Source organism: Azospirillum sp. TSH20, assembly GCF_003115935.1.
Classification (GTDB): domain Bacteria; phylum Pseudomonadota; class Alphaproteobacteria; order Azospirillales; family Azospirillaceae; genus Azospirillum.
This window is the reverse complement of the sequence record NZ_LGQU01000022.1, coordinates 291108-315799: the sequence shown is the minus strand read 5'-3', so window position 1 is coordinate 315799 and position 24692 is coordinate 291108. Positions and strand designations below refer to the sequence as shown.

The 24692-nt window shown below is 66.0% G+C and carries 26 protein-coding genes and 3 tRNA genes; 15 read left to right on the top strand and 14 right to left on the bottom strand.

The window, feature by feature from the left end:
- The first annotated feature begins 11 nt into the window (after positions 1 to 11).
- Positions 12 to 2219, top strand: coding sequence for a glycosyltransferase (locus TSH20_RS06920; RefSeq protein ID WP_109074018.1), 2208 nt, complete (start codon positions 12 to 14; stop codon positions 2217 to 2219).
- A gap of 56 nt (positions 2220 to 2275) precedes the next feature.
- Here the strand turns inward: TSH20_RS06920 and mrdA are convergent, their stop codons facing one another.
- From mrdA to TSH20_RS06895, 5 genes are all read right to left on the bottom strand, one after another.
- Positions 2276 to 4165: a penicillin-binding protein 2 gene (mrdA, locus tag TSH20_RS06915; RefSeq protein ID WP_109074017.1), complete on the bottom strand. Its 1890-nt coding sequence runs from the start codon at positions 4163 to 4165 to the stop codon at positions 2276 to 2278.
- Positions 4166 to 4183: 18 nt separating this feature from the next.
- Positions 4184 to 4696: a rod shape-determining protein MreD gene (mreD, locus tag TSH20_RS06910; protein ID WP_109074016.1), complete on the bottom strand. Its 513-nt coding sequence runs from the start codon at positions 4694 to 4696 to the stop codon at positions 4184 to 4186.
- 71 nt (positions 4697 to 4767) lie between these two features.
- A complete protein-coding gene (gene mreC / locus TSH20_RS06905; protein ID WP_109074015.1) occupies positions 4768 to 5637 on the bottom strand; it encodes a rod shape-determining protein MreC in 870 nt (289 codons plus the stop codon).
- A 94-nt stretch (positions 5638 to 5731) separates the two neighbouring features.
- Complete coding sequence (locus TSH20_RS06900) at positions 5732 to 6772, bottom strand: rod shape-determining protein (RefSeq protein WP_012974729.1); 1041 nt, start codon at positions 6770 to 6772, stop codon at positions 5732 to 5734.
- Between the two features lie 352 nt (positions 6773 to 7124).
- Positions 7125 to 7664 (bottom strand): TIGR00645 family protein, encoded by a 540-nt coding sequence (locus TSH20_RS06895; protein ID WP_109074014.1) that lies wholly within the window; start codon positions 7662 to 7664, stop codon positions 7125 to 7127.
- A gap of 210 nt (positions 7665 to 7874) precedes the next feature.
- Here TSH20_RS06895 and phoU point away from each other — a divergent pair, with 210 nt between their 5' ends.
- Both phoU and hisE read left to right on the top strand, forming a co-directional pair.
- Entirely contained in the window at positions 7875 to 8582 is a 708-nt protein-coding gene (phoU, locus tag TSH20_RS06890; protein ID WP_085089964.1) for a phosphate signaling complex protein PhoU, read from the top strand.
- A gap of 137 nt (positions 8583 to 8719) precedes the next feature.
- The gene (hisE, locus tag TSH20_RS06885; protein WP_085089963.1) at positions 8720 to 9046 is read left to right on the top strand and encodes a phosphoribosyl-ATP diphosphatase; all 327 of its coding nucleotides are present in this window, start codon (positions 8720 to 8722) and stop codon (positions 9044 to 9046) included.
- A gap of 17 nt (positions 9047 to 9063) precedes the next feature.
- On the opposite strand, the gene TSH20_RS06880 is transcribed toward hisE, so the two are convergent.
- Positions 9064 to 10593 (bottom strand): class I SAM-dependent methyltransferase, encoded by a 1530-nt coding sequence (locus TSH20_RS06880; protein WP_109074013.1) that lies wholly within the window; start codon positions 10591 to 10593, stop codon positions 9064 to 9066.
- Between the two features lie 239 nt (positions 10594 to 10832).
- Between TSH20_RS06880 and TSH20_RS06875 the strand changes: the two genes are divergently transcribed.
- The 3 genes from TSH20_RS06875 to TSH20_RS06865 all read left to right on the top strand — a co-directional run bounded on the left by TSH20_RS06875 (position 10833) and on the right by TSH20_RS06865 (position 11868).
- A tRNA-Lys gene (locus TSH20_RS06875) sits at positions 10833 to 10908 on the top strand.
- Positions 10909 to 10931: 23 nt separating this feature from the next.
- Positions 10932 to 11007, top strand: a tRNA-Lys gene (locus tag TSH20_RS06870).
- Positions 11008 to 11169: 162 nt separating this feature from the next.
- Positions 11170 to 11868, top strand: a complete 699-nt coding sequence (locus TSH20_RS06865) for a class I SAM-dependent methyltransferase (protein WP_158281960.1) — start codon at positions 11170 to 11172, stop codon at positions 11866 to 11868.
- A gap of 99 nt (positions 11869 to 11967) precedes the next feature.
- Here TSH20_RS06865 and TSH20_RS06860 read toward each other — a convergent pair whose 3' ends face one another.
- From TSH20_RS06860 to TSH20_RS06850, 3 genes are all read right to left on the bottom strand, one after another.
- Entirely contained in the window at positions 11968 to 12375 is a 408-nt protein-coding gene (locus TSH20_RS06860) for a hemerythrin family protein (protein ID WP_109074081.1), read from the bottom strand.
- 105 nt (positions 12376 to 12480) lie between these two features.
- Positions 12481 to 14295: a M3 family oligoendopeptidase gene (locus TSH20_RS06855; RefSeq protein WP_109074011.1), complete on the bottom strand. Its 1815-nt coding sequence runs from the start codon at positions 14293 to 14295 to the stop codon at positions 12481 to 12483.
- A 60-nt stretch (positions 14296 to 14355) separates the two neighbouring features.
- A complete protein-coding gene (locus tag TSH20_RS06850) occupies positions 14356 to 15285 on the bottom strand; it encodes a LysR family transcriptional regulator ArgP (RefSeq protein WP_109074010.1) in 930 nt (309 codons plus the stop codon).
- A 97-nt stretch (positions 15286 to 15382) separates the two neighbouring features.
- Here TSH20_RS06850 and TSH20_RS06845 point away from each other — a divergent pair, with 97 nt between their 5' ends.
- Entirely contained in the window at positions 15383 to 16009 is a 627-nt protein-coding gene (locus TSH20_RS06845; protein WP_109074009.1) for a LysE/ArgO family amino acid transporter, read from the top strand.
- Here TSH20_RS06845 and TSH20_RS06840 read toward each other — a convergent pair.
- Positions 16006 to 16938, bottom strand: coding sequence for an NAD(P)/FAD-dependent oxidoreductase (locus TSH20_RS06840; RefSeq protein ID WP_109074008.1), 933 nt, complete (start codon positions 16936 to 16938; stop codon positions 16006 to 16008). The two genes, TSH20_RS06845 and TSH20_RS06840, sit on opposite strands and share 4 nt — an antisense overlap.
- Positions 16939 to 17094: 156 nt before the next feature.
- Here TSH20_RS06840 and TSH20_RS06835 point away from each other — a divergent pair, with 156 nt between their 5' ends.
- Entirely contained in the window at positions 17095 to 17532 is a 438-nt protein-coding gene (locus tag TSH20_RS06835; RefSeq protein ID WP_109074007.1) for an Rrf2 family transcriptional regulator, read from the top strand.
- A 10-nt stretch (positions 17533 to 17542) separates the two neighbouring features.
- On the opposite strand, the gene TSH20_RS06830 is transcribed toward TSH20_RS06835, so the two are convergent.
- On the bottom strand, positions 17543 to 17908 hold the full coding sequence (locus tag TSH20_RS06830; protein WP_109074006.1) for a hypothetical protein: 366 nt from the start codon (positions 17906 to 17908) through the stop codon (positions 17543 to 17545).
- Between the two features lie 92 nt (positions 17909 to 18000).
- Between TSH20_RS06830 and TSH20_RS06825 the strand changes: the two genes are divergently transcribed.
- Together TSH20_RS06825 and TSH20_RS06820 are read left to right on the top strand one after the other, a co-directional pair.
- Entirely contained in the window at positions 18001 to 18471 is a 471-nt protein-coding gene (locus tag TSH20_RS06825; RefSeq protein WP_109074005.1) for a DUF3574 domain-containing protein, read from the top strand.
- Positions 18472 to 18669: 198 nt separating this feature from the next.
- Positions 18670 to 20607 carry a propionyl-CoA synthetase gene (locus tag TSH20_RS06820; RefSeq protein WP_109074004.1) on the top strand — a complete coding sequence of 646 codons (1938 nt, stop codon included), beginning with the start codon at positions 18670 to 18672 and terminating at the stop codon, positions 20605 to 20607.
- A 59-nt stretch (positions 20608 to 20666) separates the two neighbouring features.
- Here TSH20_RS06820 and TSH20_RS06815 read toward each other — a convergent pair whose 3' ends face one another.
- Complete coding sequence (locus TSH20_RS06815; protein WP_109074003.1) at positions 20667 to 21320, bottom strand: DsbA family oxidoreductase; 654 nt, start codon at positions 21318 to 21320, stop codon at positions 20667 to 20669.
- Between the two features lie 167 nt (positions 21321 to 21487).
- On the opposite strand from TSH20_RS06815, the gene TSH20_RS06810 reads away from it, so the two are divergent.
- The gene (locus TSH20_RS06810) at positions 21488 to 21949 is read left to right on the top strand and encodes a hypothetical protein (RefSeq protein ID WP_109074002.1); all 462 of its coding nucleotides are present in this window, start codon (positions 21488 to 21490) and stop codon (positions 21947 to 21949) included.
- 4 nt (positions 21950 to 21953) lie between these two features.
- Here the strand turns inward: TSH20_RS06810 and TSH20_RS06805 are convergent, their stop codons facing one another.
- Positions 21954 to 22361: a hypothetical protein gene (locus TSH20_RS06805; RefSeq protein ID WP_109074001.1), complete on the bottom strand. Its 408-nt coding sequence runs from the start codon at positions 22359 to 22361 to the stop codon at positions 21954 to 21956.
- A 137-nt stretch (positions 22362 to 22498) separates the two neighbouring features.
- Entirely contained in the window at positions 22499 to 22786 is a 288-nt protein-coding gene (locus TSH20_RS06800; protein WP_247871188.1) for a hypothetical protein, read from the bottom strand.
- Positions 22787 to 22951: 165 nt separating this feature from the next.
- Between TSH20_RS06800 and TSH20_RS06795 the strand changes: the two genes are divergently transcribed.
- From TSH20_RS06795 to TSH20_RS06780, 4 genes are all read left to right on the top strand, one after another.
- Positions 22952 to 23179 carry a hypothetical protein gene (locus tag TSH20_RS06795; protein WP_085089951.1) on the top strand — a complete coding sequence of 76 codons (228 nt, stop codon included), beginning with the start codon at positions 22952 to 22954 and terminating at the stop codon, positions 23177 to 23179.
- 203 nt (positions 23180 to 23382) lie between these two features.
- Positions 23383 to 23459 (top strand) — tRNA-Asp (locus tag TSH20_RS06790).
- A 314-nt stretch (positions 23460 to 23773) separates the two neighbouring features.
- Complete coding sequence (locus tag TSH20_RS06785) at positions 23774 to 24142, top strand: NADH-quinone oxidoreductase subunit A (RefSeq protein WP_045580751.1); 369 nt, start codon at positions 23774 to 23776, stop codon at positions 24140 to 24142.
- Positions 24133 to 24678: an NADH-quinone oxidoreductase subunit B gene (locus tag TSH20_RS06780; RefSeq protein WP_174470176.1), complete on the top strand. Its 546-nt coding sequence runs from the start codon at positions 24133 to 24135 to the stop codon at positions 24676 to 24678. The genes TSH20_RS06785 and TSH20_RS06780 overlap by 10 nt, the downstream gene beginning before the upstream one ends.
- The last annotated feature ends 14 nt before the right edge of the window (positions 24679 to 24692 follow it).

Here is a 24692-nt window from a genome sequence, read left to right as displayed (position 1 = left end):
TGAGCTAGACCATGATCCTCGTCCTTACCTATGCCAAGGTCTGCACAACCTCCATAACCGAGTTGCTGGCCGCGCGCTTTCCTGGTGAGGTCTTCAACAGTCATGGGCTCGGGTCCTGGCTGCACGAACCTTTGGCACATGCTCTCGCCTTGCGGGCGACGGCCCAGCAGGACATGCCGCCGTTCCACACAGAAGCGCCGGGGATTGCCCGCCGCCTGGCCGAGGCCATGGCCAAAGGCGAGTCCGTAACCATCGTCAGCGGTGTCCGCGACCCTATCGTCCGCTCGATCTCGGTCGCCATGCAGAACCTCGACGCCGACTTCGCGGATTGCCTTGGCGCCACGGCGGAGGCGACGGCGGAGGCTCTCGCCGCGCGCGTCGGCGATCTGTGGCTCCGCGATACGCCCGATGGCGATCCCAATCGCCTTTATCTTGAGCGGATGATCCGCGCGCCCCTGATCTGGTTTCGGGAAGAGATCGAGACGCCCTTCGGTTTCGATCTGCGGGCGCATGCTTTCGATCGGCAACGCGGCTACTCGATCCTGACCAAGGGGAATGTCCGCCTTCTGCTGTTCCGCCACGAGAACGCACCGACAGCAATCCAGAATGGACTGGCCGAACTCTTTCCGGGGATGGAGTTCCGCCTGCCGCATTCGAACGACGGCACGACCAAACCGACGAGCGAGATCTATCGCGCTCTGAAGAGCTGTTTTCGCCTGCCTCGCCCGGCATTGGAGGCGATCTACGCTCATCCGGACGTCAGCAGCTGTTATGCTGCCGACGAGATCGCCGGCGCCATCGAGCGCTGGGCCGAGGATGCCCCCGTCCAGCCGCCGGCCGCTCCGCATCAGAGCTTTGCGGCGACGGTCTTCATCCCGTTGCGCAACCATGCCGGCTGGATCGGCCAACAACTGGACAGTCTGTTTTCCCAATGGCGATCGGACACCGAACTCGTTCTGATCGACGACGGGTCCGATGATGGCAGCCTTTCCGTGGCCCTGGAGCGGCTGAGCGGCCGGCCGGACGTGGCCGCGACGGTGATGCGGAATAGCCAAGCGATCGGTCATGGCATGCTGCCCAGCCTCGTCGCCCTCTCGCGGGCGCCGCTGCTTATCCAGGCGGACAGCGACGACATCACGCTCCCGGGCCGACTTGACACGATCATCAACCATTTCGCCGCCAACCCTGGTTGCCGGCTGTTCACGTCCAATGCGCTCCTGCTGAGCGAGGGCGGCATCCCGATCTCCCTGAGCGGTGCGGAAATGCCGGACACGGTCTTCGATGACCCCGTCACACTGCTCGACCGCCAGATGGAACCCTGCTGGCTGGGCGCCTCGTCGGCCTATCATCGTTCCGTGATCGAGGCATTTCCGCCGCTCGACCCCGAACTCTGTCCATATGGCCTCGATCTCCTCACCGGCTTCAGGGCAACGCTGCTCGGAAGCCATCATTACCGGTCGCGTCCTTTGGTCGGGTGGCGGCAGCATGCCAGCAACAGTCACCGGGTCAGCGGATGGCAGGGTTCCGACCTCGCCACCCAGGAGCATTCTGCGGCCTTGAAGCTCATGGTCTGTGCGCAGCGCCTGCGTGATCTTGCTTGGCTGCGCACCCAGGGAAAACTCGACCCGGTGCGGGCGGCTGCGACCGAGGCGCGCTGGAACGCCGATTTCCTGGCACAAACCGATCATTGGATGCGATCCCGCAACCGCCTCACCGGAACGCATGCCGCATCGGCCCCTCGGGCCGCGGGTGTCAATGATGGGAGCCGGCGCCACATCCCGGCAATCCCGCCGATCGCTACTTTGCTGCGTGGACGGGAATATCCGGTGGCGCGTGGGATCGGCTCCGTTCTGTCCGGCTGGAGCGGCTTCCATCACCACGAAGAGAATTGGATCTGGACCAGCAGGCAGGCGGTCGTCGTCCTGCGCATTCCGGAGACAGCGTGCCAGTCGCTGCTCATCACGCTGGCAGGCCTACCCTATCACGAGCGGCAGTCGGTCTTCCTCTCCCTGAACTTTGCAGCACCGGTCGAGGTCAGGCTGGCTTTCGGTCAAACCACGTCGGTGGCCGTGCCGATCCCCCGGCGCGAGGACAGGCAGGACGATCTTCTGACCCTCTGGATCGACGCGCCCGATGCCGTCCGCCCAGTGACGGTCGATCTTCGCAACAGCGATGCCCGTCTTCTCGGCGCCGCGGTGTTCGGGCTGCAGGTGGTCTGAGGGAACAGGGCGCCCGCGCAGTCGCTCGTTGGAAGCATCGTTCCGATCAGGAAACCTCAGCCCCGGGGTTCCGGCATGCCGCTCGGCGGCGGGGTTTCGGCGACGGCGGCACGGCCGGGGTCGCGCTTCTGGGTTTCCAGCAGGATGTCGCGGGCGATCGGCGCCGCCGCGGTCGATCCGCCGCCGCCATGCTCGACGAAGACGGCGCAGGCATAGCGCGGCGCCTGGATCGGCGCGAAGGCGACGAACAGGGCGTGGTCGCGCTCGCGCCAGGGCAGGTCTTCGTTCTTCTTCACGCCGCTGTTGCGCTCGGCCATGGTGATGCGGCGGACCTGGGCGGACCCGGTCTTGCCGGCCATCTCGTACCCAACTTCGGTGATGCGCGACTTGAAGGCGGTGCCGTTCGGGGCGTTCACCACCTCGGTCATGCCGCGCAGCACGATGTCGAGATTCTCCTTCTTCACGCCGATGCCGGGCCAGGCGGTCTGTTCGCCGCTGACAGTCTTGATCTGCTTGGTCAGGTGCGGCTTGACCGCATAGCCGCCATTGGCCAGCCGGCAGACCATCACCGCCAGCTGCAGCGGCGTCGTCAGCACATAGCCCTGGCCGATCGAGGCGACCAGCGTCTCGCCCATGTCCCAGCCCTTGCCCAGCGTCGCCTTCTTCCAGGCAATCGAGGGGATCAGGCCGGCGCGCTCGTGCGGCAGGTCGATGTCGGTGCGGTGGCCCAGGCCGAAGCGGTTGGACATCTCGGCGATGCGGTCGATGCCGATCCGGCGCGACACGTCGTAGAAGAACACGTCGCAGGAATGGCGCAGCGCGCCGACGAAATCGACGGTGCCGTGGCCGCCGCGCTTCCAGCAGTGGAAGCGGTGGTCGCCCAGTTCGAGGTAGCCGGGGCAGAACACCGTATGGCGGTTGCTGACCACCCCCGATTCCAGCGCCGCCAGAGCCGCCATCATCTTGAAGGTGGAGCCCGGTGGGTATTGGCCGACCACCGCCTTGTTGTTCAGCGGAGTCGCCGGGTTGGACAGCAACTCCTCCCACAGCTCGGCGCTGATGCCCATGGTGAACTGGTTGGGATCGTAGCTGGGGTGCGAGCACAGGGCGTAGATGCCGCCGGTGTGCACGTCCATCACCACCGCCGAGGCGCTGACCTCCTGCGACAGCCTTTCCTGCACGAAGCGCTGCAGGGCCATGTCGATGGTCAGCTGGATTTCCCGGCCCGACTGCCCCTCGTCGCGGGAGAGTTCGCGGATGACGCGGCCGACCGCATTGACTTCCAGCTGGCTGGTGCCGGCGGTGCCGCGCAGCACCTTCTCGTGAAACTTCTCGATGCCGGCCTTGCCGATGCGGAAACCGGGCAGGGACAGCACCGGATCGCTGTTGCCGCTCAGCTCCGCTTCCGATACGGCGCCGACATAGCCCAGGATGTGGGCGGTCGCGTCCGCCTGCGGGTAATGCCGCAGCTCGCCCACCTCGATCGCCACGCCGGGCAGGTCGGGGGTGTTGGTCTCCAGCGTCGCCACCTGCTCCCAGGTCAGGTTCTCGCGCACGGTGACGGGCACGAATCGGCGCTTGCGATGCAACTCGCGCAGCACGCGGCGGCGGTCGCCATCGGTCAGCGGCACGATGCGGGAGATCTTGTCGAGCGTCTCCTGGATGTTGTGGGTGCGTTCCGACACCACGACGACGCGATAGTTCTGCTCGTTGACCGCCAGCGGCACGCCGAAACGGTCGACGATGTTGCCGCGCGAGGGCGCAATCAGCCGCAGGCTGATGCGGTTCTCCTCCGCCAGCATGGTGTAGCGGGCCGACTCGACGACCTGCAGGTAATACAGGCGACCGACCAGCGCGGACAGGCCGGCCAGCTTGATGCCGCCCAGCACCAGGGCGCGGCGCGCCAGCAGGCGGGAGCGGTCGGTGTCGCGATCGATTGAACTCATGAGATCCGTCGGGGCCCTTTACCCGTTCAGGAACGCGCGGTGGACGCGGATCAGCAGCCAACCCACCGCAGGAAACACAGCCACCGTCAGCAGGCCCTGGAACAGCGCCGGCAGGATCGACAGCGCGGCAGCGTCCAGCACCGTGAAGGCCAGCCATTGCAGCAGCACGGCACCCGCCATAACCAGCGTGAAGCCGAACCACAGCAGGGCGAAGGTGCTGGCCAGGAACACCCGGCGCTGGTTCAGCACCGCCCATTGGGCGACGACCAGCAGCAGCGCATTCACGCCCAGCGGTCCGCCGACCAGGAAATCCTGCAGCAACCCGATCAGAAAGGCCACCCCCGGACGCATCAGGTCAGGCCTGTGGATCGTCCAGTAATAGACCGAAACCAGCGTCAGGTTCGGGGCCACCGGGGCGTAGCCGGGCACCGGCACCGGGATCATGCCGACCAGCACCATCATCACCGTGACGGCGAAGGGCGCCAGATTGCGCCCGGTCTTGTCCACCTTCTGCCAGAAAGTCGCCGTCATATCGGCAATCCTCCGGTCGGCGGACCGTCCGTCCGGCTCACGTCCACATCCAGCTCACTTCCACATCCGGTTCACTTGGAATCCGGCGACGGGTCCAGATCGGTGCTCGGCAGGCCGAAATCCACCAGGCGCAGATATTCGACGCGCGACAGATCGGCGCTGGGCAGGACGCGAATGCCGCGTTCGCTGACCGCGGTCACCACGCCGACCGGCAAGCCGGGCGGAAAAAGACCGCCGTCACCCGAGGTCACCACCCGCTCTCCCACCTGGATCGGCGAGTCGGGCGGCAGGTACAGAAGCTTGGCCTGATCGGAATTGTCGCCGGCCAGGATCGAGCGCTGGCGCGTGTTCGACAGGATCACCGGAGTGCGGGCGTTGATGTCGGTCAGCAGCAGGACGCGGGACGACCATTCGCCGACCTCGATCACCCGGCCGACCAGACCGGCGCCGGCCAGAGCAGCCTGTCCCTTGCGCACCCCGTCGCGTCGGCCGGCGGTGACCACCAGCGTGCGGACGAAGGAACTGCCGGGCGTGGCGATGACGCGGGCGGCGATGTAGTTGACGGCCGGCTCCGGGCGGACGCGCAGCAGGCTGCGCAGGCTGTTGTTCTCCGCCTCCAGCCGCAACGCCGCCTGCCTCCATTGCAGCAGCCGGGCGTTCTCGGCCTTCAGCCGCTGGTTTTCGTCGAAGGCGTTCTCAAGCTCCACCGCGGACTCGACCACGCGCGCCGCCGTCGCGGCGGGGCGGGAGATGGCGTCCAGGATGGGGGCGAAGGCATCGGTCACGCGTGCGCGGGCGCTGTCCACCGAAACGGACTCGATCTTGCCCACCATCATCAGCGCGACGGAGGCCAGAACCAGCAGAAGGAAGGAGAAACGCTGCGCGAGAGCCCGCAAAGGGGCGGCAAGGCGGATGACGGAGCCGGATGAGCGTGGCTTCACAGGAAATTCCCGTCCAGATACGCGGTCCGTCTCCGGTCCTCAGCCGCTCTGAGAGAGCGTGGGACCGGAGGCCTTCCAACCAGGGATACACCAATCAGTAGGCGCTGACCAAGACGTTTCGCAGCGTCTTCATCTCCTCCAGCGCGCGGCCGGTGCCGAGCGCCACGCAGGAGAGCGGATCGTCCGCGATCGACACCGGCAGGCCGGTGGCGTGGCGCAGGACGAAGTCCAGGTTGCCCAGAAGCGCGCCGCCGCCGGTCAGGACGATGCCCTTGTCGACGATGTCGGCGGCCAGTTCCGGAGCGGTGTGCTCCAGCGCCACCTTGACCGCCTCGACGATGGCCGAAACGGGCTCGGCCAGCGACTCGGCGATCTGGCGTTCGGAGATGATCAGCTCCTTGGGCACGCCGTTCATCAGGTCGCGGCCCTTGATCTCCAGGATGCGGCCTTCACCGTCCTCGGGCGGACAGGCGGAGCCGATTTCCTTCTTGATCCGCTCGGCGGAGCCTTCGCCGACCAGCAGATTGTGGCTGCGGCGGATGTAGCCGATGATGGCCTCGTCCATCTTGTCGCCGCCGACGCGGACCGAGCGGGAGTAGACGATGCCGCCCAGCGACAGCACGGCCACCTCGGTGGTGCCGCCGCCGATGTCGACGACCATCGACCCCGTCGGCTCCGTCACCGGCAGGCCGGCGCCGATCGCGGCGGCCATCGGTTCCTCGATCAGGAAGACGCGGCGGGCGCCTGCGGCCTCCGCCGATTCCTGGATCGCCCGGCGTTCCACCGCGGTCGAGCCCGACGGCACGCAGATGATGACCTGCGGGCTGGCGAAGCTGCGGCGGTTGTGAACCTTGCGGATGAAATGCTTGATCATTTCCTCCGCAACTTCGAAATCGGCGATGACGCCGTCGCGAAGCGGCCGGATGGCCTGGATGTTTCCGGGCGTGCGGCCAAGCATCATCTTCGCCTCGTCACCGACGGCGAGGACCTGCTTTTTGCCGCGCACATTGGCGATGGCGACGACGGACGGTTCGTTCAGGACGATGCCGCGGCCCTTGACATAGACCAGGGTGTTGGCCGTCCCCAGATCGATCGCCATGTCGGCGGACAGAACGCCGAGCAGTTTGGAGAGCATGGAGCTGACGAACTCTATCAAAGCGGTTGAGACGGCCGAGCCGGCGGACTGGCATAGCATGCCCGCCAACGGTTCCATAGTCGAATGCGCCCGCACGCTCAAGCGGAGAGTGCGCCCGGCAGCCCTGATACCTGCCGCAATGACAGCCTCCGGAGGACCGGTGACCGCTGCGGCGCGGTGTCTGGTGATCGGGACATTGGCGTGTTAGGGTTAATATTCCGTCAACGGGCAGAAGCCCTGCGGTCAAGCCCGTTCCGATCCGCCGACGGCCCGGCAAGCCGGTGTGACCGTAGAGTGTCTATCCCTGTCGATGATGCGCCGCAATGGCCTTTTGCCGGCCCGTCTTTCCGGTTCAGTGTTGATCCGTTGCAGATTTGGGTCCGGACTTCGCGGCAGGGGCGTGGTGCCCCTCCAGCCTGTCCATGCAGGCGAGCAGAACGCCGGAAATCACGAAGGTCATGTGGATGATGACCAGCCACATCAACTCGTCGCGGGAGGTCTGCGCCAGGTTCATGAAGGCCTTCAATAGGTGAATCCCCGAAATGGCGACGATCGAGGCGATCAGTTTCAGCTTCAGTCCACCGAAATCGACCTTGCCCATCCAGTCCGGCCGGTCCTCGTGATTGGCGACGTCGATCTTGGAGACGAAGTTCTCGTAGCCGGCGAAGATCACCATCAGCAGAAGATTGCCGGCGAAGGACATGTCGATCAGCGTCAGAACGGCCAGCAGCACGTCCTTCTCGCTCATTTCCAGCACGTGCGGGACGATATGCAGGATTTCCTGCATGAACTTCACCAGCAAGGCACCCAGCGAGACGACCAGCCCGAGATAGAAGGGGGCGAGCAGCCAGCGGCTGGCAAAAATGATCTGTTCAAAGCGGCGTTCGATCATGGCGGGTTCGGCACGTCGTTGAGTGGGGGAGAAAGCACGGACTCCACACATGTGTCGCAATGCTGCGCCGCAAAATCAATCAGGCAGTTTCCGGGGTGGGCGAGGGGGGAGCGGGAACCGCCTTTGGTCATAAGGGCTGTCATCGTACCGTAACGTCCGGGCGCTATGGTGAGGGCTTTGCACAAGACCGCCGGGAAGGGTTTGGCGACCATGAAGACCTCCGCTCCGCACATCGTGTCCGCGTTCGAGGACGCGCTGAAGCGGCTGAAATCCGCCATCGTTCAGATGGCCGGCGCTGCGGAGACGCAGATCGACCAGGCGCTGACCTGTCTGGCCCAGCGCAATCCCGAGCTTGCGCGGGAAATCGTGGAATCGGATGCGCGACTCGACTCCTTCGAGCATGACATCGAAGCCCACTGCATGCGCCTGCTGGCTCTGCGTCAACCGGTTGCCGACGATCTGCGCGAGGTGATCGCGGCGCTGAAGATCGCCGGCAATCTGGAACGGATCGGCGATCATGCCGCCAACACCGCCAAGCGGGCTGTTGCCATCTTCAGCCTGCCCGACGCCGGATCGATGGCGGGGCTTCCGCAGCTCGGCCGGCTGGTGCGCGAGCGCCTCAGCGCCGTGATCGACGCCTATGTCGACAATGACGGCGAGGCGGCCCTGCGCATCTGGCGCACCGACGACGAGGTGGATGCCCTCTACACCAGCCTCGTTGCGGAGGTGGAACGGTCAGCATTGGCGGCGCCGGACCAGTTCACGGCGCACATGCACCTGATGATGATCGCCAAGAACCTGGAGCGCATCGGCGACCACGCCACCAACATCGCCGAGGTCGTCTATTTCGTCAGCACCGGCGAAGCCCTGCTGGACGAGCGTCCGAAGGCCGACCATTCCTATGACCCGGTGAGCTGAAACGTCGCCGCGCCGCAAGGCATAAGGCCATCGTGCGGCGCCTCACCGCGCCTATGGGGGATGGTAATTCCGTCGCGGAGCGATCACGTTATCGAAACGATGCTTCCGTCGCCCGCACACGAGACAAATCCCACCTGATGACCGACGACCTGATCCGCCTTTATGCCGCCATCCTCGACCGCCAGCAGATGGATCCGGCGCACTCCAAGACCGCGCGGCTGATCGCCGCCGGCCCGAAGAAGATCGCCAAGAAGGTGGGCGAGGAGGCGGTCGAGGTGGCGCTGGACGCCATGAACGAGGATCGCCAGGGCGTCATCAACGAAAGCGCCGACCTGCTCTACAACCTGTCTGTCCTGTGGGCGACGCTGAACATCCATCCCGACGACGTCTTCGCCGAAATCCGCCGTCGCGAGGCGCTTTACGGCATTGCCGAAAAGCTGCCAAAGACGGCGGCGGAGCGCTGACGCCGGCACTCCAGCCCTCAAGCCACCCCGAGTCCCTGCAGCAACGGCAATCGCCGCTGCACGAAGGCCGCATGACGGCGCGCCAGTTCCGCGCGGTTGGCTTCATCCCCAATGCAACGCTCGCCATCGCGCCCCAGCACGATGCCGTCGGCCGACAGGTAATTCCAGGCGAAGGCGGCCGGCTCCTCGCCCAGGCGGGCGGCCAGGAGGAACAGAGCCTCGATCCGTGACACCGGCACGCCGGCGCCCAGAAGGGGCGAGGCGAGCTGCCCCGGCGTGTCGCCGAAGCGATGGCGTTCCAGCACGGCGGCATTGAAGCGGTCGCTTGAAGTCTTCCGTTCGGCAGAGCCCTCGTCCGGCATCACCGGTGCCGCCAGCGACAGGCTGGTCAGCAGCACCAGCGCGCGCAGCACCGCCTCTTCCCCCTGCCCCGCCAGGGCCGGCCGGGCGAGCAGCGCGTCCAGGCTCTGTGGCCCTTCTGCCAGGGCGTCGGCCAGCGGCTGGTAGAGCGCCCGCGGGAAGGGCAGGCGGCCGATGGGCGTGGACGCGACCTCCGGCAGGTCGTCGGCGGCCACCAGAAGCGCATAACGGGTCTCGCCGAGCAACGCGCGGCGCTCGGCCCGACCCAGCCGTTCGCCGCCCTTCACGAACAGGTCGCGGCGGAAGCTGCGGTTGGTCATCACGTCGCGCAGGGTCTCCGCCTGGGCGGGGTCGCGCGCCTCATCTGCCAGCGCCTGCTGGGCGGGGGAGAGGGTGAGGTCGTGCAACTGTTCCATCGGCACGGCGGCGCCGGCGAATTCCAGCTTCGCGCCGGCCAGCTCGCGCGCCACGTCGGCATGGTAGAAGGCGGTCCAGTCGCCGTTCAGATATTCGTGGGCGATGTAGTTGGGCGATTTGTGGCGAAGCTGCTCGATCCGCTCCACCACGCCCTCTGTGTTGGCGAACCAGCCGCCGCCTTGCGCCGCCATCCGCGCGGCGAACTCCACCGCGCGGGCGATGCGGTCGGGCAGGGGACCGTCCCCTTCGGCGCAGCGCTCCACCAGCAGGCGGCGCAGCGGCATGTGGGCGAGCGTGCCGGGCAGGGCGTTGTAGCTGACGAAGACCACACCACCCGGCGCCAACCGGCGGCGCAGCGTGTCCAGCAGGATCGCGCGGTTCTCCCCGCTCACCCAGGACCAGACGCCGTGCAGGGCGACCACGTCCAGCATGGGGCCGTCGCGGCGGGCGTACTCGGCGAAGCTTTCCTCCAGGAACTCGGCGTTGGTCAGCCCGGCGTCGGCGGCCAGCCGGCGGACGCCGGCGACGTGGGAGGGGTTGAAGTCCATCGCCTCGAATCGCGCCGCCGGATGGGCGCCGGCCAGCAACGCGCTGGTCAGCCCATGGCCGCAGCCGGGCTCCGCCATGGTGAAGCTGCCGTGGCGCAGCGCCTCGGGCGGGCGCCAGCCGCGCAGCGTCAGCGCGAAGCAGAGCAGGGCCGGCGACCAGTCGCGATAGACGGCGCGGATATAGTCGATGCCGCCGACATAGCCTTCGGTCCAGCCGCCCATTCCCGATCTCCCGTTCCGATGCCCGTTTCGACTGCGCCGGTGTAGCCGCCGGGGCAGGAGTCCGGCCACCGAAAAGCACGCGCCAAAAAATTCACATGGGGTGCGATTTTGCTATCGACAGGCCAAAGGCCCTTCGCTATAAACCGCGCCACACCGGCCGGGACAACGGCTTGGCCGGCGCGATGAACAGTCGGCTGATTTCAGTAAGGAATTCAGTCAGGTTCACCGCAGCAAGAGATGGGCGCATAGCTCAGTTGGTAGAGCAGCTGACTCTTAATCAGCGGGTCCAAGGTTCGAGTCCTTGTGCGCCCACCATCTCTTGAACATATCCTACGGATGGGCGCATAGCTCAGTTGGTAGAGCAGCTGACTCTTAATCAGCGGGTCCAAGGTTCGAGTCCTTGTGCGCCCACCATCCGTTCTCTAAAAAAGTCGTGTAGCTTCGATGCCTGGCCTTGAGCCGGGCCTTTTCGCTTTGTACCATCGCGCCTTGTCCTGTTTGATGATTGAGTTCGCGTGAGCGGGGCCATGTTGGTAAGCCGCCATGCAAGAATCATTGGTTCGATTGGATCCGGACATGTCGGAAACTCAGCGCGCCTATTACAGGAAGACCGCGCAACTTTATGATCGGATGCATGTCTCTCAGGCCGATGAACATACATTCGCTTTGCAGTGGTTGACCGGACTCATTCGGTTTTATGGGTTCCGACGTGTGCTTGACGTCGGGTGTGGGACCGGTCGCGTCGGGCTGTGGCTGGCTCAGCATGCGCCGGATGTCGAGGTCTTCGGGTTGGAACCTGTTCCCGAGATGATTGCCGAGGCAATTCGCAAGGGTCATCGGCCCGACCGGCTTGTCGAAGGCAGCGCTCTCGACATTCCCTATCCCGACAACAGCTTCGATCTGGTCTGCGAATTCGGTGTTTTGCATCATGTCCAGGATGACATGCGTGCCGTGCGCGAGATGGCCCGAGTGGCAGGTAACGCCGTGTTCATTTCGGATTGCAACAATTTCGGCCATGGGGGGCCATTGGCCCGTCGCGTCAAACAGGCCATTCACCGGATCGGGCTTTGGCCGCTGGCGGATTTCATAAAGACCAATGGGAAAGGCTATGTTCAATCGGAAGGGGATGGAATCGCCTACAGCTACAGCGTCTTCGACAGCCTTCCACTGCTCCGGTCCAAATTTCCGAAGTCCTATTTTCTGAATACGGCTCCGGCCGGTCCCGATCTCTATCGCACCGCGCCCAGCGTCGCGATGCTCCTTACCAATTCCTGAGAAGCGATCCGCCTCGACCGGATGCCGTTCCTCCGGATGCGATCAAAGGCTGAGCGCTTCACGGAATAGGCAGGAGAGCCGCGCAATCGGCGCTGTCCTTCACCCCTCTGCCTGCGCCAGGAAATCCGCGGTCACCCGATCCATCGTCGCCAGATGGGTGTGGAACCAGTCGGGGAAATGCTCGGTCACATACAGGCGCGCGCGGGCCTCGTTACCCTCCTCCAGTTCGGCTTCCATGGTCGCGACCACCTTCAGGACGCGGGTGTGCTCGTCCTTGTGGCAATGCAGGGCGAAGAAGCCGTGCTGGGTCATCAGCGCGTTCTCGCGGGCGAAATGTTCGCGCAGATGCTTGGCGAAGGCGGCGAAGGGCGCCTGGAGTTGGCCGGCGGGGGCGTCGTGGGCAACTTGCCAAAGCGCCAGGGAATCGGCGTGGTCGCGGTCCATGGCCTCGTAGCCAAGGAGGGGGACGTCAGCGGATGGGGCGGAGGGCGTGGTGGTCGCAAGCATGATGTTCGCTTCCAAAAAAGATGGCCTTCGGAGACGACGCTCCGAAGGCCACCATACCCGCACGCCGGTCATGGTCTCTTGACGGCGGTCAAGACACCCGATTCGTCAGGCTTTCGCCTCGCCGGCCTCAAGCTCGTCGATGAAGCCGCGGATGACGCCGAGCCCCTTCTGCCAGAAGGCGGGGTCGGAGGCGTCGAGGCCGAAGGGGGCCAGCAGCTCCTTGTGGCGCAGCGTGCCGCCGGCCGTCAGCATCGCCAGATATTTCTCGGCGAAGCCCTGTTCGGCATCCTGATAGACCGCATAGAGCGAGTTCACCAGGCAGTCGCCGAAGGCATAGGCGTAGACATAGAAAGGCGAGTGGATGAAGTGGGGGATGTAGGACCAGTAATGCCTGTATCCCTCGTCGAAGCGCAGCGCCGGCCCCAGGCTTTCGATCTGCACCGCCATCCAGATTTCACCGATGCGGTCCGAGGTCAGTTCGCCCTCGCGCCGTTCGGTGTGGACGCGGCGTTCGAAATCGAAGAAGGCGATCTGGCGGACCACCGTGTTCAGCATGTCCTCGACCTTGCCGGCCAGCATGATGCGGCGGCGCTTGGGGTCGGTCTCCGCCGCCAGCAGGGCGCGGAAGGTCAGCATCTCGCCGAACACGGAGGCGGTTTCCGCCAGCGTCAGCGGGGTGTCGGACAGGAAGTGACCCTGCTTGCCGGCCAGGATCTGGTGGACGCCATGCCCCAGCTCATGGGCCAGCGTCATCACGTCGCGCGTCTTGCCCTGGTAGTTGACCAGCAGATAGGGGTGAACGCTGGGCACGGTCGGGTGGGCGAAGGCGCCCGGCGCCTTGCCGGGGCGGACCGGCGCGTCGATCCAGGGGTTGTCGAAGAAGCGCTTGCCCAGACTGGCGAGGTGGGGGGAGAAGCGGCCATAGGCGCCCAGCACGATGTCGCGCGCCTCGTCCCAGGGAATGCTGCGGTCGGCATCCTCCGGCAGGGGAGCGTTGCGGTCCCAGTAATCCAGATGGTCCTGGCCGAACCATTTGGCCTTCATCGCGTAATAGCGGTGGGACAGCTCCGGATAGGCGCCCTTGACGGCGGAGACCAGCGCGTCGACGACTTCATCCTCGACCCGGTTGGACAGGTTGCGGGCGGAGGTCGGCGTCGGATAGTTGCGCCAATCGTCCTCGATCTCCTTGTCCTTGGCCAGCGTGTTGGTGACCAGCGAGAACAGCCGCGCATTCTCGCCCAGCACCTTGCCCACCACCTCGCCGGCCTCGCGGCGGATGGCGGGATTGCGGTCGGACAGGCGGTTCAGCGCCTCCGCACAGGTCAGGTCCTTCCCGCCCATGGGGAAGCGCAGGCTGGCGATGGTCTCGTCGAACAGGCGATTCCAGGCGGCGCGGCCGACCACGTGCTTTTCATGCAGCAGCCGCTCGATCTCGTCGGACAGCTGGTGGTCGCGGTAGAGGCGGACGTCGCGCAGCCACGGCTCGTAATGGCGCAGGGCCGCCGAAGCCTTCTGCTTGGCCGCCAGGTCCTTTTCGTCCAGCCGGTTGATCTCCAGCGTGAAGAAGATCAGGTGGGCGGAGATGTCGTTCACCCGCTCCTGCGCCGACTGATAGAATTTGGCGATGGCCGGGTCGATCATGTTGCCGTTGTAGACCAGCCCGGCATAGGACATGACGCGCGACAGCGTCTCGTCGATGTCCTCATAGCTGCGGATCGCCGCGGCCAGATCGTCGCCGTTCAGCGCCGCCAGCTTGCCGGCATAGCGCTCGCGGAAGGCCTTGCACTCCCGCTCCATCCGGTCGAGGTCGGCCTTCAGCTCCGGCGACTCGGTGCCGGGATAGAGGTCGCTCAGGTCCCAGGTGGGAAGCGCACCCAGATCGGGGGTGTCGTTTGCGGCCGTGGCGGCGCTGCTGGTCATCGAGTCCCTCCAGAGATTGGTTGAATCCATATAAGCGCGCACTCGGCGCGGGCAAAGCCTTCATCGGGCGGGCGGGCTTCCTGCCTCTTCGCCGGTGGGATGGAGGGCTCGCCGTCCGGCGCGCAGGACCGCGCGCGACAGGTCGGCCAGCGCGGTTCCGGCGATCCGGCTCTGCTGCCAATGGAGTGGCACGTCCAGCGGCCGGCCGGGCACCAACTCCACCAGACGCCCCGTCGCCAGATGGTCGGCAACCAGCGGGTCGGGGTTCATTCCCCATCCCAGCCCGGCCAGCGCCCCATCGACGAAGGCATGGGTGGAGGGCAGCCAGTGAGTCGGCGGAGTGGGCGCCTGTGCCGGATCGCAGTCGCTCAGCACCATGCGCAGCCACTGCGCCTGCAACTGATCCTTGCGGTTGAAGGTCAGGCAAGGCGCGTTCGCCAAGGCGTCCGCCGTCACCCCGTCGGCGAAATGGCGGCGCAGGTAATCCGGGCTGGCGGTGGCGCGGTAGCGGAGTGCGCCAAGCGGATGGCTGTTGCAGCCGGGAACCGGTGCCGCGCTGGCGGTGACGGCGGCCAGCACCTCGCCCTTGCGCAGCCATTCGGCGCTGTGGTCCTGGTCGTCCAGCACCAGATCGAACAGGCAGCCCGGCAGCTCGGCCATCGCCGCGACGAACCATGTGGCGAGGCTGTCGGCATTCACCGCGATCCGCAAGGTGACCGGACCGTCGGCCGGGTTGAGCCCGGGCAGGGTGCCGCGCAGTTCGCTTTCCAGCAGCGCCACCTGCTCCACGTGCTGACACAGGCGCAGGCCGGCGGCGGTGCCGGTGCAGGGCTGGCCACGGACCACAAGGACGGTGCCCAGCCGCTCCTCCAGCAGCTTCACCCGCTGCGACACCGCCGACGGGGTGACATGCAGCTGCCGGGCGGCGCGCTCGAAGCTGCCGGTGCGGATCACGGCGGCCAGCGCCACCAGCAGCGGGTAGTCCAGCATGGTTTAGCTCTGCTTAATCACGGCAAGAACGGTTAAGTACGGCAAAGGAGCGCGAGGTGGTAGCGGAATGACATCCGCCGCTTCCGGAGCCGCCGCGATGACCGACCTTTCTCCCGCCGCCCTGATGCCTGCCTTCCTGCCGGGGCTGTTCCTCGGGTTCAGCCTGATCGTCGCCATCGGGGCGCAGAACGCCTTCGTGCTGCGTCAGGGCCTGCGCAACGAGCATGTGCTGGTGATCTGCGCCACCTGTGCGCTGTCCGACGCCGTGCTGATCCTGGCGGGGGTGAGCGGATTCGCCACCGTCGCGGCGCGCTGGCCCTGGCTGGAACCGCTGATGCGCTATGCCGGCGCTGCCTTCCTGCTGGTCTATGGATTGCGGAGCGCCCGGTCGGCGTGGGCCGGCGGCAGTGGGCTGAACCCGGCCGATCGTGAACCGGGCGGGCTGTTGCCGGCACTGCTGACCTGCCTCGCGCTGACCTGGCTGAACCCGCATGTCTATCTGGACACGGTGGTGCTGGTCGGCTCGGTCTCCGCCCGCTTCGCCGAGGCCAGGGGCGCCTTCGCCCTGGGGGCGATGACGGCATCCTTCCTGTTCTTCTTCGCGCTTGGCTACGGCGCCCGGCTGCTGCGCCCGCTGTTCGCCAAGCCCACCGCGTGGCGGGTGATGGACGGCGTCATCGCCCTGGTGATGTGGACCATCGCGGCGGGCCTGCTGATCGGTTAGGAGCGGACGAACAAGGCGTCGTCGTCGCAGAACAGCAGCGACCGGTGCAGCGCCGTCCCGGCGATCGTGCCGGCGCCGACGGCCAGCGCCACCGATCCCGCGGCTCGTGCCGCATCGCCACAGGCGAAGACGCCGGGGATGCTGGTTTCCTGCATCGCGTCGACGCGAATATGGGTGCCGAGCGGTCCGTCTTCGGTCGCGCACCCGAGCTGTGCGGGCAGCGGGCTTGCAACGCGGCTTCGCGGCAGCACGAACAGTCCGGCGAAAGGCAATCTGCGTCCGTCGGCGAGCGAGACCTCCGGTGAATCGCCGTCGATCCCGCTGATGAGGGCAGTCTCGACGGCCACCCCGCGCCGCGCCAGATGGGCCGACTGGTCGGCGTCGGGCTCGAACGCTCCATTCAGGAGCAGTGTCGTCGGTCCCCAATCCGGCAGCATCAGCGCGTGGTGCATGGATTGCCCGGATACGGCGACGACACCGATACGACCTTGCATCAGCTCATAGCCGTGGCAGTAGGGACAATGGAACACGGAGCGTCCCCAACGTTCCACCAGACCGGGGATCGCCGGCAGTTCGTCGACCACACCAACGGCGATCAACAGCCGACGCCCTCGGTAGCCGATGCCGTCGGAGCTGGTGATTCGGAATCCCTCGGGTGTCCTCGCGGCCTGTTCCGCCCGACCGGTCATCCAGGTGACGGTCGGATAGCGCATCAACTGATTGCGGGCCTCGCCGGCGATTTCTCCCGGTGGACGACCATCCTGACCGAGGAAACCATGCGAGTGGCTGGCGAAGCGGTTGCGCCGCAGTCCCTCATCCACCACCAGAACCCGGCGCCGGGCACGGGCCAGCTGCAGCGCGGCGGCGATGCCGGCATAGCTGCCGCCGACGATGATGGCGTCATAGGTCGTCGTGTCGTTTCCGTTCATGCCTGTGCCTTTCCACGGAATTACCGGCGCGCCGTCCGCGTCCGATCACGACACACGATAAGTTACATGAAAGGGCGCGGTCAATGTGCCATGTAACTTATGAAGTGGCCTGAGTTGACCGGCCGCCTGCGTCACCCCCGAAAGGACCGATCACCGATGAGGCAGGACAGCCGCCTTTCCCGCATGCTGCATGTGCTGATCCACATGGACCGGCATGACGGTGCGCTGACGTCGGAAGCGATCGCTGAGATGCTGAACACGAATCCGGTGGTCATCCGCCGGACCATGGCGGGGCTGCGCGAGGCCGGCCATGTGCGGTCGGAAAAGGGCCATGGCGGCGGCTGGCGGCTGGCACGGCCGCTCGACGGGATCACCCTGCTGGACATTCACCGCGCATTGGGGGAACCGGGGGTCTTCGCCATCGGTCCAACGGCGGACGAACCGAGTTGCCTGGTGGAGCAGGCCGTCAATGCCGCCCTCGACGGGGCATTGCGTGAGGCAGAGGCGGTGCTCGTCCGCCATCTCGGCCAAGTGACGCTCGCCGATCTTGCAGCCGATTTCGATCGGCGCATGAAGGCACTGGGGAAGTGCTGAGCGCGGAAGCCTAGCCCGCTTTGGGCGTCTCCCCCTCCTGCGCCCGCCGGATCGCCGCCTCCACACATTGCAGATGGAGCTTCTTGCGGGCGAGCTGGCGGGCGCGGCGCTCCTCCAGGTCGGTGGTCGCCATCGCCTCGATGATGCAGCCGCGCCAGCCGTTGGCGTCCAGGGCGCGGGCAACCTCGGCATAGCCGAAATAGCCCTTGTCCGGCTGCTCCCAGGGTGCGCGGAAATCGGCGCGGCGCAGGACGAAGCGGTTGGACTGGCTGCCGCCGCCCAGGTTGGTGAGACGGGCCACGATCAGGCGCTCGCCGTTGCCGTGAACGACGGTCAGGATCGGGCGAATCCCGGTGATGGGTGGATCGACGGCCATGATCCATGCATAACGGTCCAGGGGCGTCCTGACCAGAGCGTCGCTGATCGCGCCGCCGACGCTTCCTCTCCCGCCCGAACGGAGAATCGCCCATGCGTCTCTTCAACCGTCCCGTCCTGCGCCATGGTCCCGGCCTGTCGTCCGCCGTCCTTTCGCTCCTCTTGCTGGCCGGCCCCGCCGCGGCCCAACTGGCACCCGCGCCGGCGGTGTCACCAACGGTGTGCGAGGCTTATGCGGCCGGCGCGATGATCGAGGCGCAATTGTTCTTTGGGCGCAACATCGGCAACGAGCTTGGCGTCAGCGATCGCGAATGGACCGACTTCCTGGACCGGGAGGTGACGCCGCGCTTTCCCAACGGGCTGACCGTCGTCGACGCCTCCGGCCACTGGCGCGACATCCAGACCGGCCATCTGGTGCGGGAACCCAGCAAAATCCTCACTCTGTTGGCCGATGGCGACCCGGCGACGCTGCGGCTGATCCACGAAATCGTCGATCTGTACAAGGACCGTTTCCACCAGCAGTCGGTCGGGCTGGCCATTCGGCCGGTGTGCGTCTCCTTCTGAAACAGCGGGGCTATTCCAATTCCCGGAACATCGTTTCACGAATGGGGAATGCGACAGCTCGCCGCACCCCCGACCTTCTGACATTTGCCTGCACTTATGCTTTTGTCGCAGATTGTGGAGGCTGCGTAACGGATCGTTTCGCGGCCGAGAGGAAATGCGCACCGAATAGTACCAAAATAGAACGAGGGACGCCCTGCCATGAGCCCGACCGCCAGCACCACGACTGCAGAGCTTTTCGACCAGATGCATGCCCGCTCCCTGTCGGACCCCGCCGGGTTCTGGGGCGAGGCGGCGAAGGACATCTCCTGGTTCAAGCCGTGGGACAAGGTGCTGGACGACAGCAACGCGCCCTTCTACCGCTGGTTCACCGGCGGGGAGCTGAACACCTGCTACAACGCGGTGGACCGTCATGTGGAAGGCGGGCGCGGCGCTCAGGCTGCGATCATCTATGACAGCCCGGTCACCCAGACCGTTCAGACCATCACCTATGCGGAGTTGCAGGACCAAGTCGCCCGCTTCGCTGGCGCGCTGCGTGCCCAGGGCGTGGAGAAGGGCGACCGCGTCCTCCTCTATATGCCGATGATCCCGCAGTCGCTGGTCGCCATGCTGGCCTGCGCCCGTCTGGGTGCGGTGCATTCGGTGGTCTTCGGCGGCTTCGCCCCGCACGAGCTGGCGACCCGCATCGACGATGCCAAGCCGAAGGCCATCGTTTCGGCCTCCTGCGGCATCGAGCCGAACCGCATCGTCAAGTACAAGCCGATGCTGGATGCCGCCATCGAGCAGTCGGCCCACAAGCCGGGCAGCGTCATCGTCTGGCAGCGCCCGCAGGAGACGGCGACGCTGATCGCCGGCCGCGACGTCGACTGGGCCGAGGCGGTGGCGAAGGCCGAGCCGGCGGAGTGCGTGCCCGTCAAGGCGACCGATCCGCTCTATATCCTCTACACCTCCGGCACGACCGGCCAGCCCAAGGGCGTGGTTCGCGACAATGGCGGCCATGCGGTGGCCCTGCGCTGGACCATGACCAACATCTACAACGTCAAGCCGGGCGAGGTGTATTGGGCGGCGTCGGACGTGGGTTGGGTCGTCGGCCATTCCTACATCGTCTATGCGCCGTTGCTGACCGGCTGCACCACCGTGGTGTTCGAGGGCAAGCCGGTCGGCACCCCCGATCCGGGCACCTTCTGGCGCGTGATCGAGCAGCACAAGGTCGGCACGCTGTTCACCGCCCCCACCGCCTTCCGCGCCATCAAGCGCGAGGATCCGGACGCCAATTACCTGAAGAAGTACGACCTGTCGCACTTCCGCGCCCTGTTCCTGGCCGGCGAGCGCTCGGACCCCGACACGCTGCATTGGGCCGAGGACAATCTGAACGTCCCGGTGATCGACCACTGGTGGCAGACCGAGACCGGCTGGGCGATCTCCGGCAACCCGCTGGGCGTCCACCTGTTCCCGATCAAGTACGGCTCCGCCACCCGCCCGATGCCGGGCTGGGACGTGCGCGTGCTGAATGCCGAGCTGAAGGAGGTTCCGCGCGGCGACATCGGCGCCATCTGCGTCAAGCTGCCGCTGCCTCCGGGCACGCTGCCGACGCTGTGGAACGCCGACGAGCGCTTCAAGAAATCCTATCTCGCCGATTATCCCGGCTACTACCAGACCGGCGATGCCGGCTTCGTCGATGATGACGGCTATGTCTATGTCATGGCCCGCACCGACGACATCATCAACGTCGCCGGCCACCGCCTGTCCACCGGCGCCATGGAAGAGGTGCTGTCGAGCCACAAGGACGTCGCCGAATGCGCGGTGATCGGCGTGGCCGACGATCTGAAGGGGCAGGTGCCGCTGGGCTTCGTCTGCCTGAAGGCCGGCGTCACCCGCCCGCACGAGGAGATCGTCAAGGAGGTGGTCCAGCTTGTGCGCGAGCAGATCGGCCCGGTCGCCGACTTCAAGCGCGCCCTGGTGGTCGACCGCCTGCCGAAGACCCGCTCCGGCAAGATCCTGCGCGGCACCATGCAGAAGATCGCCGACAGCCAGGATTACAAGATGCCGGCGACCATCGACGATCCGGGCATCCTGCCGGAGATCGCCGACGCGCTGAAGACCCTGGGCTACGCCAAGGCCAGCAGCACGTCGGCCTGACACGCCAAAAGCGGGAGAGGGCGGCCTTCGGGCCGCCCTTCTTCATTTTGGGGCCGGGATCAACATGAGACGACCGACAGGTTCTCCGGTTCCTCGCTGCCGAGGTCGAGCAGCGGCAGGAAACTCGCGGGCTCCTGCGCGCCGGAGAGCGCGTAGCGGCGATTGAAGATATAGCAGGGCACCGCCTGCAGCCCCATCTGGCGGGCCAGCGTATCGGCGGCAAGGACTGACGCCGATTCGGCATCTGTGGAGAGCTGATGCCGTATCTCGACGAAGTCCATCCCCAGTCCGGCGGCGACGCTGGCCAGCGCGTCCGGGTCGCCGATGTCCACACCTTCGACGAAATAGGCGGCGAACAGCGCGTCGGCCATGGCATTGCCCAGCCCCAGGCGGCCGGCGATGCGGACCAGACGGTGCGCGTCGAAACTGTTGGGCGTGCGCTGGATGCGGTCGAGCGCCAGCGGCAATCCGTCGCGCGCCGCGGTATCCTCCACCACCCGGTGAATCTGCCGCGCCCGCTCCGCCCCGCCGAACTTGGCGGCGAGATAGTCGTCGCGCGACATCCCGCCGCGCGGCATGTCCGGGTTCAGCTGGAATGGCTGCCAGCGGATTTCCGGGCGCAGGTTCGGCCGCTGCATCAGCGCCCGGTCAAGCCGGCGCTTGCCGATGTAGCACCAGGGGCAGATCAGGTCGGCAAAGGTTTCGATCAGCATGCCGCCACTATCCGCGCCTCCTCCAATTGGAGCAACCGCTTCTTCGGTCTCTTCCCGCCGGCCAGAAGGGACCCGCAACCGTTTGTTAACCGAGTTGGCCCAACAGTCCTGAACAGTACCGCCGATATTTGCATGGTCGGCGGACACATCCCGGTGGGCGATTCCCGATGAGCAATTCCTATGTCGACGGCAAGGTGCGCGAAGCGATCCTGGCGGCCAAGGGCAGCCGGATGAATGCGCAGAAGATCCTGATGGCCTGGGCTGTCGAGGATCCCGACCTGCTGCGCGGCATCGCCCAACCCTTCCTGAAGGCCATCGCCGCCGCCGCCATCGAACGGGCCGGCCGTCCGGCCAGCAGCAGGCCGGCGGCACGCCCGGCCGCCGCCGGTGGGGCAGGGGGCGGGCGCCCGTCGGCCTCCGGACTCAGCCGCGATGCGCTCGAGAACCTGCTGAACCAGCTGGGCCGGGAGCCGGACGAACAGCCGGCTCCCCAGCGTGCAACGCCTACCGGCAAGTCAGCGCCTGCGGGGAAGGGCACCACCATTCACAATGCGCCGGCCGGCGGGCCGAATCATGAGAAGGCGATGATGGCGATCGCCAAGGCCTTCGTCGCCAAGAAGGTGCGTTGACGCCTTACGACCCGTTGTTGGGCGTATAGGGCGTGGCGTCGTCGAACCAGCCCCGCTTGCGCGGCAGCGTCCGGACGTCCGGCGGCGGACTGGCCAGCGCGGTGTTGCCGTTGCGGTAGGGGTCCGGGATGTGGTGGCACTCGACGTCGGCAAGCGTGCGGTAGCAATAGAGCCGCGACCGGTCGACCTCGACCTTGTCAGGGCAATAATCGCCGTCCTTCTCGAAGCTGAGGATCGAGCAATCGCGCCCGGTGGCCGCCGACACGATATGATCGCCGATCGTTTTCTTGGTCGCATTCAGCGTCACGACATCGGCACCAGCCGCCGCCAGCCCGAGCGGGGAGGTGCAGCCGGTCAGCGCCCACGCCGAAATCGCCAGCGACAGGACAAGCCGCCCCCGCCTGGACCCCATTCGCGCCGCGTCCATACCTGCGCCCATCATCCTGCAATTCCTCTCGCCAAGCGCTCTTGCCAAACATGGGCCACCCAATCCTGCACATTGCGCGTGACCCCGGTTAACGAGCGGTGAATTCGCCGGTGGGGCTTGCCTCAACGAAGCAGGGTGCAGATGCGTGCCCGGCATTGCACGACGACGAAGGCGTCCTTGTCCTCGGTGCAGCCGACCTTGAAGGTCGTCGACCCTTCCCGTCCGACGGTGTAGCGCAGGACCTCGACCTTCGCCGGCGTGCAGTTGCCCATCGACTTCGCGATCTCCTTCGCCTCGGCCTGGGCGGCCGATACGTTGGCGGCCGCCATGGCGGGGCCCGCCGCCGCGAAAACGGCGAGGGCCGGAAGAACGGCGATGAGACAGAAGAGGGGCGAGTCGCGGAACGTCATGGCCGGACTATCGCACGGGGTAGGGCGGTTCCGGAAGGGCTGCCTCCGAAATGTCGCAGCGATGCGAATCCCACCGCGCACGAATGGCGAAGCTGCTATTCTCGGTCGGAAACGCAAACGGGACGGCGCCTCGCCGCCCGTTGCCGGATATGGGTGGGGAAACGCATGACCTTGAATGAACGGCGGCTCGGCGACCGCATCCTTGCCGCGCTGGAGCTGGCCCTGGAACAGAAGCATCTTGACGTTGCCGAACATCTGGCCCGCGCGCTGGAAGAGACGCTGACCCGCTTCGGCGGACCGGATGCGGTCGACCACCGCGAACTGTCGGCGGGCATGCTGCAGGCGTTCGACCGGCTGGAGGCCCTGCGTCGCGATGCCCACCGTCTGCCCTGAGCGGGCGGGCGGGGCACCACGATGCCGCAGGCGTCAGCTCCGGTGATTTTTTTTTTCAATTTGGTGATTGACAGGCGGCGGCCGGGGCGACTACAAACCGCCCACCGAACGACGGGGGCCTTAAACGGTTCCAGTTAAAAACACTAAGCGGTTCAAGCCTTTGGCTCTGTGACGGTGCGGTGTTTTGAAACAAGTCGCTCTGCGCGGGTGTAGCTCAGTTGGTTAGAGCGCCGGCCTGTCACGCCGGAGGCCGCGGGTTCAAGTCCCGTCACTCGCGCCACTTCCTTTTTCAAATTGCGCGCAACGCGCCAGTATGTGCAAAGGACTCGCAAACCGCGGGTCCTTTTTCGCATGCGTATTGTCTTTCCTTTTCCCCGTTTTAAAAACGTGGTATTACCAAGCTCTCGCGCGGGGACCGGCTTGTCCTTCCGCGTGGTGAAAAGCGATTCAAAGCGCTTTCCTTGCCCACGGTCTCGGCATATATTCCGGCCCGTCTGATGGGCTAATCCAAGGCATGGCTGCCACGGCTTTGCGCTTCCGCCGATTTCCCGGCCGGAACGGCGCCCGTGGTCGTGGGCTTATGGGAGGAACGCGGTGTCGACTCCGCTGATCATTGAGTATCTTCCGATCCTGGTGTTTCTGCTGATCGGCATCGCGCTGGCCGCGGTGATGGTGGGGGCATCCTACGTCATCAGCCCGAAGAACCCGGACGCCGAGAAGGTCTCCCCCTACGAATGCGGCTTCGAGCCGTTCGAGGACGCGCGCACCAAGTTCGACGTGCGGTTCTACCTGGTCTCGATCCTGTTCATCATCTTCGACCTTGAAGTCGCCTTCCTGTTCCCGTGGGCGGTCGCCCTGGGTGACATCGGGCTGTTCGGCTTCTGGTCGATGATGCTGTTCCTGGGCATCCTGACCATCGGCTTCATTTATGAGTGGAAGAAAGGAGCTCTGGAATGGGAGTAGAGGTCGCCAAGCCGCTGGCGCCGATTCCGCCCGGACCGGAACAGGACGCCTACATCCGCGCGGTCTCGGACGAGATCCAGGACAAGGGCTTCGTGCTGGCGAAGTACGAGGACCTGCTGGCCTGGGCCCGGACCGGCTCGCTGTGGCCGATGACCTTCGGTCTGGCCTGCTGCGCGGTGGAGATGATCCACGCCTATATGAGCCGGTATGACCTGGACCGTTTCGGCGTGATTCCGCGTCCCAGCCCGCGCCAGTCCGACTGCATGATCGTCGCCGGCACCCTGACCAACAAGATGGCCCCGGCGCTCCGCAAGGTCTACGACCAGATGCCGGAGCCGCGCTGGGTCATTTCGATGGGTTCCTGCGCCAACGGCGGCGGCTACTACCACTATTCCTACGCGGTGGTGCGTGGCTGCGACCGGATCGTGCCGGTGGACATCTATGTGCCCGGCTGCCCGCCGACGGCGGAGGCGCTGATTTACGGCATCCTCCAGCTCCAGAAGAAGATCAAGCGCGGCAACCGCATCGCCCGCTGATCCCAGCGGACCGG